The following is a 12,246-nucleotide window of genomic DNA, read 5'->3' as shown; positions in this document are numbered from 1 at the left end:
GACGCGATCTGCCATGCGATGTGCTCCTAGCTGATTTCGGCGAGAAATGTTTCCACGACGGTGTTGAACGCTTCCGGATTGTCGATGTTCGCGGCATGGCCGGCATTCGGGATCACCGCCTTCCGCGCGCCCGGAATCTTCGCCGCCATATAGTCCGACGCGGCAAGAAACGGCGTGTCGTTTTCGCCGACGATCACGATGGACGGCACCGCGATCCCGGGCAAGGATTCGATCACCCGCGCATCCTTCTGCGTGAGCATGCCGCGCGCGGCGCGTGCAAGGCCCGTGGCGTCGCGATGCCGCGCCGTCCGGCGTTCGGCGCTGCCACCACTCAGAAGCCCAAGACCGTCCTTCTCGTAGCGCTCGGCCGTCTTGAGCGCGTTGCGATTCCAGCCGTCGCGCGCATCGTCTTTCCTGTAGCCGGGGCCGGTATCGACGATCAGCAGCGCCTTCACGCGCTCCGGATGCGTGGCATGAAAGGCAAGCGACATGTAGCCGCCGAGCGACAGCCCGCCGATGACCGCCTGCCGCGCGCCGACCGCATCGAGCAGCGCCGCCATGTCGGCGACCGTCTTCTCTTCGCTGTATTCGGACTGGGCCGCCGGATAGTCGCTGCGGCCGTGGCCGCGCATATCCCACAGCACAAGCTTGCGCGTCTTGGACAGAACTGCGATCTGGCCGCGCCACATGTCGCAGGTGGCCGAATAGCCATGGGTCAACAGGATCGCCGGACCTTCACCGTGCGTTTCGTAGAAGATTTCGACGCCGTCGCGGCTGAGCTTGGCCATGGCGAACTCCCTGAACTGCCGGCCTCTTTGCGGACCGCGCGGCGATATTGGAGGTCTGTAACGAAAGCGGCAACTGCGGCGAAATCGATCCATGGGCCTGCTATGGTGCGGGCTGCCAAATCGTGGTCAGGCATGACGAACGCAATCCAATCCCTGCCGCAGCGGAAGATGGGCGAGGCGATCGACCGCATCCGCGCCGCTTTGCGCCTAGCCCCGCGCGGCCCGCGCAAACCGACCTATCTGTTCTACCGGCACACGATTGCCGTGCGCGCGCTGCATTGGATCAACGCCGCATGCATGCTGGTCATGCTGATGACGGGCCTGCAGATCTTCAACGCCCATCCCGCGCTCTATTGGGGAATAACATCCCACTTCGACCGCCCCATCCTGTCGATGACGGCCCAGGGCACCGACGACAATTACCGGGGCGTGACGAAGATCGGGCCGTGGACTTTCGACACCGACGGCATCTTCGGCGTGTCGGACAGCGACGGCGTCAGGACGGTGCGCGGCTTCCCGGCCTGGGCGACGATCCCGAGCGCCTCGCCGAGCCTGACGCTCGGCCGGCTCTGGCATTTCGCCTTCGCCTGGCTGCTGCTGTTCAACGCCCTCGCCTATTTCGCCTATGCCTTCTGGAGCGGCCATTTCGCCAAGGACTTGCTGCCGACAAAAAAGGACTTCACGGACCTGCCGCACGACATCGTCACCCACGCCAAGCTGCAATTTCCCAAAGGCGAGGCGGCCAAGCACTACAACAGCCTTCAGCGCCTGAGCTATTTCTTCGTTCTGTGCGTACTGGGGCCGCTGATCGTGCTCACCGGCCTCACCATGTCGCCGACGATGGACAGCGCCTTTCCCTCCCTGCTTTGGGCGTTCGGCGGACGGCAGAGCGCGCGCACCATCCATTTCATCGTCGCGTTCTCGTTCCTCGGCTTCTTCTTCGTCCACATGGCGGCGCTGATCGCATCGGCTCCGCTCAACGGACTGCGCTCCATGATCACCGGCTACTTCGCCATTGAGAAGGAGAAGGCCGATGTCTGAGCGCGCCTCGCGCCGCGGCTTCCTCGCGCACGGCGCGGCCGGACTGACCACGCTGGCGCTCGCTGGTTGCACCGGCATCGCCGATGCGCCCTGGGCGGTAAACCTCCTAGGCGAAGTCGAGAATCTGACACGGGTCGCCATGCGCCTGTTCGCCGGCAGCCACGCGCTGGCGCCGGAGTTCACCAAGGCCGACATCGCGCCGGTGTTCCGTCCCAACGGCACGCTCAACCCGAACACCAACGACTACAACATCCATGCTTCCCAGGGCTTCAAGGACTGGATCATCCCCGTCGGCGGCCTGGTCGAGAACCCGCTCAAGCTGTCGCTCGCCGACATCCGCAAATTCCCGCCGCGGACCCAGATCACACGCCACGATTGCGTCGAAGGCTGGAGCTGTATCGGGGAATGGACGGGGGCCCCGCTTGCCGCCATCCTGGCCTTGGCGAAGCCGACGCCGGAGGCACGCTATGTCGTGTTCTATTGCGCCGATCCGATGGGGTCTGAGGATGTCGACGCCCAGGGCAATCTCATTCTCCCTCCGTTCTACTACGAGAGTCTCGACCTGCTCGAAGCGACCCATCCACAGACGATCCTTGCCTATGAATTGAACGGCAAGCCGCTGCCGGTCGAGAACGGCGCCCCGATCCGGGTCCGCGCGGAGCGGCAGCTTGGCTATAAAATGGCCAAATATGTGCAACGGATCGATCTGGTGGCGAGCTACGACCGTATCGGCGGTGGCAAGGGCGGGTATTGGGAGGATCAGGGCTACCAGTGGTTCGGTGGCATTTGAACAAAAATGCCGAATTTGGCGCTTTGTCGCGGCCCCTTGCCCCCCGGGGGCACCAATCCCTATATCCTGAGTTATATTTGGAACCGGATCGATTCTGCAAATGCGCGGGTGTGGGGCAATGAGGCGAATTGTATCTTCCTTGGCGGTTCTGTCGCTGGCGGCCGCGCTGTCGGGTTGCGCGACCACCGATCCGAGCGGCCAGAACGACCCCTATGAACAGACCAACCGCCAGATTTTCGACCTGGACCAGAAGCTCGATCACGCGGTCGCCCGTCCGGTTGCCGTCGCTTACAACACGGTAGTGCCCGGCATCGCCCGCGACGGCATCCACAACATCCTGTCCAACCTGGACTCGCCGGTCATCTTCGCCAACGACCTGTTGCAAGGTGAGACGACCCGCGGCGGAGAGACGCTCGGCCGCGCCGTGGTCAATTCCACAATAGGCCTGGGCGGACTGATCGACGTCGCCGCCAAGATCGGTATCCCCGGCCATGACGAGGATTTCGGCCAGACGCTGGCCGTGTGGGGTGCCGGCGAAGGCCCCTATCTGGTGCTGCCGCTCGCCGGCCCCAGCAATCCGCGCGACGTCGTCGGCATCGGCGGCGATATCGCGATGGATCCCTTCACCTACCTGAAGTGGAACAACTCGACCCTTTATTCGATCATCCGCGGCAGCGCCGAGATCGTCGATCTTCGGGCGCGGAATGTCGACAATCTGGACCAGATCGAGCGGACGTCGGTCGACCTCTACGCCACGACCCGCAGCCTCTACCGTCAGCACCGCAACGCCGAAATCCGCAACGGCGCGCCGGACACCGAAAACCTGCCGAATCTGTAGGGACTACTTCGCCGGGGCGGGCGGCGTTTCGCCCAGCAGCCAGGCGTAGAACCGCTCCCAGTACACCTTGCACCAGCGCCGGAAGCGGTCGAGGTAGAGATAGACCACGGGCGTCGTGTAGAGCGTCAGGATCTGGCTCAGCAGCAATCCGCCGACGATCGAAATGCCGAGCGGCTGGCGCAGCTCCGCGCCGGTGCCGAAGCCGAAGGCGAGCGGCAGCGCGCCCAGGATCGCGGCAAAGCTCGTCATCATGATGGGGCGGAAGCGCAGCAGGCACGCCTTGTAGATCGCGTCGCGCGGACTGAGGCCTTCGTGCCGTTCTGCCTGGATCGCGAAATCGATCATCATGATCGCGTTCTTCTTCACGATGCCGATCAGGAGGATGACGCCGATCATCGCGATCAGGCTGAACTCGACATGGAACAGAAACAGCGCCAGCACGGCGCCGACGCCCGCCGAAGGCAGCGTCGAGAGGATCGTCAAGGGATGCACATAGCTCTCATAGAGCACTCCCAGCACGATATAGATCGTGATCAGCGCGGAGAGGATCAGGATCGGCTGACTGTTGATCGAGTCGGTGAACGCCTTGGCAGTGCCGGCGAACATGCCCTGGATCGAGACCGGCACTTTGATCTCCGCCATCTTCTTCTGGATCGCGATCGTCGCCTGGCCGAGCGACACGCCCTTGGCGAGTTCGAAGGAGAAGGTCGTGACCACGAAAGGTCCCTGGTGGTTGATGCCGAGCGGCGCCGATGACGGCCCGAAGCTCGCCACCGCCGATAGCGGGATCATCGTCTCCTGCCGCGTCGAGACCGAGGCGCCGGTCGACGCCCCGCCCCGCGCGCTGTTGACCAGCGCATTGGCCTGCTGATTGCGCACCAGGTCGGCCGCGACGTCGGCGGCGCTCGGCCCCGCGGTCGCCGTCGACGACGCGCCGGCCGCGGGCGCTATGACGGTCGTGCCGGCGACCGCGCCGGACGCCTGGGTGCCGCTGATCGAGCCGCCGGAGGTGCTGATGTAGATGTCCTTGAGCGTCTCGGGGCTCTGCCAGAACTCCGGCGCCACCTCCATGACCACATGATACTGGTTCAGATCCTCATAGATCGTCGACACCTGACGCTGGCCGAAGGCGTCGTAGAGCGTGTTGTCGATCTGCGTGGTGCTGACGCCGAGCCGGGCCGCGGTGGCGCGGTCGATCTTGAGCGCGACTTCGAGCCCCTGGTCGCCGCGGTCGGAATTGACCTGGTCGATCTCGGGCATGTCGTTGAACGCATCGGTGATCTTGGGCAGCCATTGCTCGAGCTCTTCGAGCGTGTCGGCGGTGACCGTGTACTGATAGGACCCGCTGCTCTGCCGCCCCCCGACGCGCACGTCGCGCCCGCCGGTTATGAACAGCCGCGCTCCGGTGACCGCGGCAAATTTGGGCGTGATGCGGTCGACCACCTGATCCGTCGTCAGCCCGCCGCGCTCGGCCAGCGGCTTCAGCTGGACGAAGACGCTGCCGGTGTTCGTGGCGCCGCCGCGCGGTCCGCCGCCGCCGCCGCCGATCGTGCCGGTGACGGTCTGGACCGCAGGGTCCTCGCTCACGATCTTCATGAACTGGGCGAATTTCTGCTTCATGAGTTGGAACGAGATCGACGGGCCGGCGCGGATCGAGCCGAACGCCTGGCCGGTGTCCTCGTTGGGGAAGAATCCTTTGGGCACGTAGTAGTAGAGGACGATATTGGCCAGGATCGTGGCCAGCAGGATCAGCGCGATCCAGCCCGGAATCCGCAAGGCGGCCGAAAGCGTGCGGGCGTAGAAATCGTGCGCCGCGTTGAAAGCGCGCTCCGAAAGACGCAGCAACGGACCCCGGCCGCGGCCGACCTGGTTCAGGTCGAGGATGGCGCAGAGCATCGGCGTCGTCGTCAGAGACACGATCAGCGAGATGGTGATCGCGACGGTCAGCACCATGGCGAATTCGTTGAAATAGCGGCCCACGATGCCGCCCATCAGGAGGATCGGGATGAACACGGCGACCAGGGATATGCTCATCGACAGCACGGTGAAGGCGACCTCGCGCGTGCCGACGATCGTCGCCTCGAGCCGCGACATGCCGCCTTCGATATGGCGCGAGACGTTCTCCAGCACGACGATGGCGTCGTCCACCACGAATCCGGTGGCGACCGTCAGCGCCATCAGCGACAGGTTGTTGAGCGTATAGCCGAGCAGGTACATCGCCCCGAAGGTCCCGATCAGGGATAGCGGCACGGCAATCGAGGGAATGATCGCGGCCCGCCCGTCGCGCAGGAAAAGATAGACGACGAACATCACCAGCAGGATCGACACGATCATCGAGCGCTGCACGTCGCGCAGCGAATCGTGGATCGTCCCCGTGCGGTCGACCGCGATGTCGAGATGGATCGACGGCGGCAGCGCGGCCTGGAGCTGCGGCAGGATCGTTTTCACATTGTCGACGGTCTGGATGATGTTGGCGCCGGGCGTGCGGAACAGCAACACCAGGATGGCCGGCTTGTTGTTCGACATGCCGATATTGCGGACATCCTCGACGCCGTCGTTCACCTGCGCCACGTCGGAGAGCCGGACCGCCGCGCCGTTGCGGTAGGCGACGATCAGCGTCTTGTACTGGTCGGCCTTGGTGGCGGTGTCGTTGACATAGACCTGGTAGCGCTGGGCGCCCTGCTCCACCGCGCCCTTGGGCGCGTTGGCGTTGGCGGCCGACAGCGCGGCGCGCACGTCCTCCAGCCCGATGCCGTATTTGAACAGGGCGCGCGGATTAAGCTCGACGCGGACCGCGGGCAGCGAGCCGCCGGCGATCTGCACTTGGCCGACGCCGTCCACCGTGGAGAGCTTCTGCTGCAGGATGTTGGAGGCGGAATCGTAGATCTGCCCCGGCGACAGCGTGGCCGAGGTCAGCGCCATGATCAGGATCGGCTGGTCGGCCGGGTTGACCTTGCGGTAGGTGGGATTGGAGCGCAGCGAGGCGGGTAGGTCGGCGCGGGCCGCGTTGATCGCCGCCTGCACGTCGCGCGCCGCGCCGTCGATGTTGCGCTTGGAATTGAACTGCAGGGTGATGCGGGCCGAGCCCACCGAGCTGGTCGAGGTCATCTCGTCGACGTCGGCGATCACGCCCAGATGCCGCTCCAGCGGCGTCGTCACGCTGGTCGACACTGTCTGCGGACTGGCGCCCGGCAGGGACGCGGTCACCGAGATCGTCGGCACGTCGATATTCGGCAGCGCCTCGACCGGCAGCAGGAAATAGGCGACGCCGCCGGCCAGCGCCAGCCCGATGGTCAAGAGCGTCGTGGCGATCGGCCGGCGGATGAAGGTCTCGGAAAAGCTCATGCGGCGCGCCTCGCGCGCCAGTCGCGGATCTGGCCGCCGAGCCGGTCGAAATAGATGTAGATCACCGGCGTGGTGAACAGGGTCAGGAGCTGGCTCACCAGAAGACCGCCGACAATGGAGATGCCGAGCGGGTGGCGCAGCTCCGATCCGGTGCCGCTGCCGATCATCAGGGGCAGCGCGCCGAACAGCGCGGCAACGGTGGTCATGAGAATCGGCCGGAAGCGCAGCAGCGCCGCCTGGTGGATCGCCTCGCGCGGGGTCTTGCCCTCGTTGCGCTCCGCCTCCAGCGCGAAGTCGATCATCATGATGGCGTTCTTCTTGACGATGCCGATCAGAAGGATGATGCCGATGATCGACACGATGCCTAGATCGTTGCCCGACACGATCAGCGCCAGCAGCGCGCCGACGCCGGCCGAAGGCAGCGTCGACAGGATCGTCACCGGATGGATGAAGCTCTCATAGAGCACGCCGAGCACGATATAGACGGTCACGATCGCCGCCAGGATGAGCAGCAGCTCGTTGGACAGCGCCGACTGGAAGGCCAGCGCCGAACCCTGGAACAGGGTCGTGACGCTGGCCGGTAGGTTCGCCTCGACCTCCGCCGCCTGGACCGCATCCACCGCGGCCCCGAGCGAATAGCCGGGCGCGACGTCGAAGGAGATCGAGGCGGCGGGAAACTGGCCCAGGTGATCGATCTCGAGCGGCATCGGCCTGGACTCGATGCGCGCGAAGGCCGACAGCGGCACCTGTCCGCCGCCGGCGGACGGCAGGTGGATGTCGCCGAGCGAGCCCGGCGAGTTCTGCACCCCCGGATCGGCCTCCAGGATGACGCGGTACTGGTTGGACTGTGTGAAGATGGTCGAGATGATGCGCTGGCCGAAGGCGTCGTAGAGCGCATTGTCGATGGTCGCCGCCGTGATGCCGAAGCGCGCCGCGGTGTCGCGGTCCACCATCACGGTCGCCGAGAGGCCGCGATCGAGGAAGCTGGTCGAAACGTTCCGCAGCTCCGGCCGCGCCGACAGCGCCTTCAGCAGCTTGGGCACGGCGGCGGTCAGCGTCGCGGCGCTCGCGTCCTCCAGGACGAATTGGTATTGCGCCCGGCTGATCGTGGAGTCGATCGTCAGGTCCTGCACCGGCTGGAGATAGAGCGAAATCCCCGGCACCTGCCGCGCACGGTCGAGGACGCCGGAAACCGCGTCCGTGATGCTGTCGGCGCGCTCGTCCTTCGGCACCAGATTGATCAGGAAGCGACCGCTGTTGAGCGTCGCGTTGCTGCCGTCGACGCCGATGAAGGACGACAGGCTCGCGACGTTCGGATCGTCGAGGAGCGCGGCGGCCAGCGCCTGCTGGCGGCGCGACATTTCGGCGAAGGAGACGGTGGGTCCGGCCTCCGTGATGCCCTGCACAAGGCTGGTATCCTGGGTCGGAAAGAACCCCTTGGGGATTACGATATAAAGCACGACCGTCAGCGCCATTGTCGCGACGGCGACCAGCAGCGTCAGGGGCTGGCGGTCGAGGACCCATTGCAGCGCCCGATCGTATTCGGCGATCACGCGGTTGAAATAGGCCTCCGCCTTTTCCGCGATCGAACCCTGCCTGGGCTCCTTGTGGCGGCGCAGCAGCTTGGCGCACAGCATCGGCACCAGGGTGAGGGAGACGACGGCGGAGATCAGGATGGTGATGGCGAGCGTCACCGCGAATTCGCGGAACAGCCGCCCCACCACCTCTTCCATGAAGAGCAGCGGGATCAGCACCGCGATCAGCGACACGGTCAGCGACACGATGGTGAAACCGATCTCGCCCGAACCCTTCAGCGCCGCCTCGAGCGGCGTGTCGCCCGCTTCGAGATAGCGCGTGATGTTCTCGATCATCACGATGGCGTCGTCGACCACGAAGCCGGCCGCGATGGTCATCGCCATCAGCGACAGGTTGTTGAGCGAATAGCCGAGCAGGTACATCGCCGCGAAGGTGCCGACGATGGAGAGCGGCACCGACAGGCTGGGGATGAAGGTCGCCGGGATGTTGCGCAGGAAGAGATAGATCACCAGCACGACGAGAACGACGGCGAGAGCAAGTTCGAACTCTACGTCGGAAACCGAAGCGCGGATCGTCGTGGTGCGGTCCGTCAGGACCGTCACGTCGACACCGGCGGGGAGCCCCGCCTTGATCTGCGGCAGCATCGCTGTGATCGAATCCACCACCGCAATGACGTTGGCGCCCGGCTGGCGCTGCACGTTGAGCAGGATCGCCGGCGTCTTGTTCATCCAGGAGAGCAGCTTCACGTTCTCCGCGCTCTCCACCACCGTCGCCACGTCGGAAAGATGCACCGGCGATCCGTTCTTGTAGGCGATGACGATGTCCTTGTAGTCCTGCGGATCCTGGATCTGGTCGTTGGCGTCGATGGTGTAGGACTGCGCCGCGCCGTCGAAGCTGCCCTTGGGCGCATTGGAATTCGCGTTGGAAATCGTCGTGCGCAGGTCGTCGATGTTGAGCCCGTAAGCGGCGAGCGCCTGAAGGTTCGCCTGGATGCGCACGGCCGGGCGCTGGCCGCCCGCGATGCTGACGAGGCCGACGCCGGACAGCTGCGAGATCTTCTGCGCGATACGCGTGTCGGCAAGGTCCTGGACCTGCGTCAGCGGCATCGTTTTGGAGCTGATCGCCAGCGTGATGATCGGCGCGTCGGCCGGATTGACCTTGGCGTAGACCGGCGGCGCGGGCAGGTTCTGCGGCAAGAGGTTGCCGCCGGCATTGATCGCGGCCTGCACTTCCTGCTCGGCGATGTCGAGGCTGAGGCTGAGGTCGAATTGCAGCGTGATGACCGAGGCGCCGGCGGAACTGACCGACGACATCTGGTCGAGGCCCGGCATCTGGCCGAACTGCTTTTCGAGCGGCGCGGTGACGGACGACGTCATCACCTCCGGCGAGGCGCCGGGCAGGAAGGTCTGGACCTGGATGGTCGGATAGTCGACCTCGGGCAGCGCGGACAGCGGCAGATAGGAATAGCCCACCAGCCCGACGAGCAGGATCGCGATCATCAGAAGCGATGTCGCGACCGGCCGGAGGACGAAGGGGGCGGAGGGGTTCATGGGGCTGCGTCCCGCCTAGGGCCCGCCGCCTCCGCCGCCGCGCCGGCCGCCGCCTGCGCCGCGCATCTTCTTCAGCGCCGCCTGGCAGGCATCGCTGAACGAATCGCGGTTCTGGAACATGCACCTCATCGCTTCGCGGCCGGTCTGGTTCGGGCAGTATTTCGCGATGTCCGCGGCGCAATATTGCTTCAGCGCGGCCCGCGCCTTGGCGCGGCGGGCGGCGCGGTCTGCATCGGCGCCACCGGAGGCGCCTGCCGGTGCCGCGCTCGGCTGGGCGGTCGGCGGCGGGGCGTTGGGCAGGGAGACTTCGGCGCCGTCGCGCAGCCGGTCGGCGCCGTCGATCACGACCACATCGCCGGGCTTCAGTCCCTGGGTGATCGAGACGGTGGTGGCATTGCCGGGACCGAGCGTCACGGTGCGTTGGGCCACGGTCTTGTCCGGCTGCACGACGAAGACGTAATTGCCTTCGGCGCCCCGCTGCACCGCCGCCACCGGCACCAGCGTCTGGCCGTGCAGCGTATCGACGAGCAGACGCACATTGACGAACTGATTGGGAAACAGCTTGCCGTCCGAATTGTCGAACAGGGCGCGGGCCTTCACCGTGCCGGTGGTCGTATCGATCTGGTTGTCGACGGTCGCCAGTGTTCCGGTCCCCAGCTGCACGGTCTGGCCGCGGTCATAGGCATAGACGGTGAGCGTCGCGCCGGACCGGGTCCGCGCCATGACGTCGGCGATGTTGTCTTCCGGCAGGGAGAACAGGACCGAGATCGGCTGCTCCTGCGTCACCACTGCGACGCCGTTGGTCTGTCCCGCCGATACGATGTTGCCGATGTCGACCTGGCGCAGGCCGACGCGGCCGGCGACCGGCGCGGTGATGCTGGCATAGCCGAGATTGATCGCGGCGCTCTTCACATTGGCCTGGTCGGACTGGACGACGCCGCGGTCGGATTCCACCAGCGACTGCTGCGTCGCGTATTGCTGCTGGGAGATGGCCTTGGCTTCGTTGAGCGAGGCGAAGCGCTTCATGTCCAGAATGGCGTTGTTCAGGTTCGCCGTGTCGCGCGCGAGCTGGCCCTTGGCCTGATCGAGCGCCGCCTGGAACGGCGCGGGATCGATCTGCATCAGCAGCTCGCCGGCCTTGACCATCTGGCCTTCGGTGAAAGCGATCTTGACGATCTGCCCGCCGACCTGCGGCCGGACTGTCACGGTCGCGAGCGGCGTCACCGTGCCGAGCGCATTGAGCGTGATGTCCATGTCACCGCTGGTTGCGGTGGCCACGCCCACGGCCTGCGGTCCACCCATGCCGAAGCGGGAGGTATGGCCGGTCGAGCCGGCGGAATAGACGCGCCAGACGACAAAGCCGACCAAAACCAAGCCCAACAGCACCCAAAGGGTGGTCTTGCCGCCCGGAAGGCGCGCCGCACCCCAGCGCCAAGCCTGGCCGGTCTGCTCCGCCGCCACGCTGAAAACGCCCTTCTGGCTGCCGGGACCGCTCATTATCGTCTCGCTTGTACCGTGAGATATCTGGCAGTGCCCCCGCCAGGGGTCAAATAACAAACGAAAAGTCGCGAATTATGTCGAAACTGTCGCGGCCGCGTTGGACAGGAGCCCAAAAAGGCACCATATCCAAGTTGTAACTCATCCCTTCGTCCGGCGTTCCTTAAGCGGATTTCATCTTGATGCACGGTCTTTTCGCCTGGATCGGAGACGCGGCCGATTGGCTGCTGACCTTCGCCAAGAACCATCCCGATTCCGCCTTCGCCATCGCCTTCGTGGTGTCCTTCGCGGAGTCGTTCGCCGGTCTCTCGTTCCTTGTGCCGGGCACGACGATCCTGATTGCCCTCGGCGCCCTGCTGCGCGCGATCGATGCGGCGTTCTTGAGCTATTTCCCCGTCTGGGCTGCGGCGGCGGTCGGCGCCATCCTGGGCGACTGGATCTCCTATTGGATCGGCCACCGCTTCAAGGAGCATGTGCTGTCGACCTGGCCCATCACGCATTATCGCGACCAGATGGACACCGCGCTGCGTTTCTTCGGCCGCTGGGGCGTGTGGGGCATCTTCATCGGCCGCTTCATGGGCCCGTTTCGCGCCACGGTGCCGCTGGTCGCCGGCATCTCCCAGATGCGGTTCTGGCCGTTCCAGATCGCCAATGTGAGCTCGGCGCTGATCTGGTCGGCGTCGCTGCTCTTGCTGGGCGCGGCGGGCTGGGCCGCGATGAAGTCCATCTGGCATTCGCTGGGCGGCTGGCCGACGATCGCCGTGGCCGTGATCGTCATCGCGCTCGGCATCGCCTTTCACGGCCGCATCGCCGCGGCGTGGCGATCACTGGCGGCAAAGCGAAAGGGCGAGACGGCTTAGC

At 65.5% G+C, this 12,246-nt stretch carries 8 protein-coding genes; 4 read left to right on the top strand and 4 right to left on the bottom strand.

Going from position 1 to position 12,246, the window contains the following annotated elements:
- Positions 1–26: 26 nt before the first annotated feature.
- On the bottom strand, positions 27–788 hold the full coding sequence (locus tag WDN01_18855; GenBank protein ID MEJ0028091.1) for an alpha/beta fold hydrolase: 762 nt from the start codon (positions 786–788) through the stop codon (positions 27–29).
- 132 nt (positions 789–920) lie between these two features.
- Between WDN01_18855 and WDN01_18850 the strand changes: the two genes are divergently transcribed.
- The 3 genes from WDN01_18850 (at position 921) to WDN01_18840 (ending at position 3,457) form a co-directional block, all read left to right on the top strand.
- On the top strand, positions 921–1,829 hold the full coding sequence (locus WDN01_18850; protein ID MEJ0028090.1) for a cytochrome b/b6 domain-containing protein: 909 nt from the start codon (positions 921–923) through the stop codon (positions 1,827–1,829).
- Positions 1,822–2,619 carry a molybdopterin-binding protein gene (locus tag WDN01_18845; protein ID MEJ0028089.1) on the top strand — a complete coding sequence of 266 codons (798 nt, stop codon included), beginning with the start codon at positions 1,822–1,824 and terminating at the stop codon, positions 2,617–2,619. The genes WDN01_18850 and WDN01_18845 overlap by 8 nt, the downstream gene beginning before the upstream one ends.
- A gap of 139 nt (positions 2,620–2,758) precedes the next feature.
- A complete protein-coding gene (locus WDN01_18840) occupies positions 2,759–3,457 on the top strand; it encodes a VacJ family lipoprotein (GenBank protein MEJ0028088.1) in 699 nt (232 codons plus the stop codon).
- A gap of 3 nt (positions 3,458–3,460) precedes the next feature.
- On the opposite strand, the gene WDN01_18835 is transcribed toward WDN01_18840, so the two are convergent.
- From WDN01_18835 to WDN01_18825, 3 genes are read right to left on the bottom strand one after another with little or no spacing between them, the layout of a single operon-like run.
- A complete protein-coding gene (locus tag WDN01_18835) occupies positions 3,461–6,802 on the bottom strand; it encodes an efflux RND transporter permease subunit (GenBank protein ID MEJ0028087.1) in 3,342 nt (1,113 codons plus the stop codon).
- On the bottom strand, positions 6,799–9,888 hold the full coding sequence (locus tag WDN01_18830; GenBank protein MEJ0028086.1) for an MdtB/MuxB family multidrug efflux RND transporter permease subunit: 3,090 nt from the start codon (positions 9,886–9,888) through the stop codon (positions 6,799–6,801). The genes WDN01_18835 and WDN01_18830 overlap by 4 nt, the downstream gene beginning before the upstream one ends.
- A gap of 15 nt (positions 9,889–9,903) precedes the next feature.
- Entirely contained in the window at positions 9,904–11,385 is a 1,482-nt protein-coding gene (locus WDN01_18825) for an efflux RND transporter periplasmic adaptor subunit (GenBank protein ID MEJ0028085.1), read from the bottom strand.
- A gap of 182 nt (positions 11,386–11,567) precedes the next feature.
- On the opposite strand from WDN01_18825, the gene WDN01_18820 reads away from it, so the two are divergent.
- The gene (locus tag WDN01_18820; GenBank protein ID MEJ0028084.1) at positions 11,568–12,245 is read left to right on the top strand and encodes a DedA family protein; all 678 of its coding nucleotides are present in this window, start codon (positions 11,568–11,570) and stop codon (positions 12,243–12,245) included.
- Position 12,246 lies beyond the last annotated feature (1 nt).

Origin of the sequence: Rhizomicrobium sp. (assembly GCA_037200985.1) — a bacterium.
Classification (GTDB): domain Bacteria; phylum Pseudomonadota; class Alphaproteobacteria; order Micropepsales; family Micropepsaceae; genus Rhizomicrobium.
This window is presented reverse-complemented; position numbering and strand designations above follow the sequence as displayed.

Bases quoted from the DNA above. Each gene is read 5' to 3' on its own strand.
- WDN01_18830 (MEJ0028086.1), bottom strand. From the start codon at position 9,888: ATGAACCCCTCCGCCCCCTTCGTCCTCCGGCCGGTCGCGACATCGCTT.
- WDN01_18845 (MEJ0028089.1), top strand. From the start codon at position 1,822: ATGTCTGAGCGCGCCTCGCGCCGCGGCTTCCTCGCGCACGGCGCGGCC.
- WDN01_18835 (MEJ0028087.1), bottom strand. From the start codon at position 6,802: ATGAGCTTTTCCGAGACCTTCATCCGCCGGCCGATCGCCACGACGCTC.
- WDN01_18825 (MEJ0028085.1), bottom strand. From the start codon at position 11,385: ATGAGCGGTCCCGGCAGCCAGAAGGGCGTTTTCAGCGTGGCGGCGGAG.
- WDN01_18820 (MEJ0028084.1), top strand. From the start codon at position 11,568: ATGCACGGTCTTTTCGCCTGGATCGGAGACGCGGCCGATTGGCTGCTG.
- WDN01_18850 (MEJ0028090.1), top strand. From the start codon at position 921: ATGACGAACGCAATCCAATCCCTGCCGCAGCGGAAGATGGGCGAGGCG.
- WDN01_18855 (MEJ0028091.1), bottom strand. From the start codon at position 788: ATGGCCAAGCTCAGCCGCGACGGCGTCGAAATCTTCTACGAAACGCAC.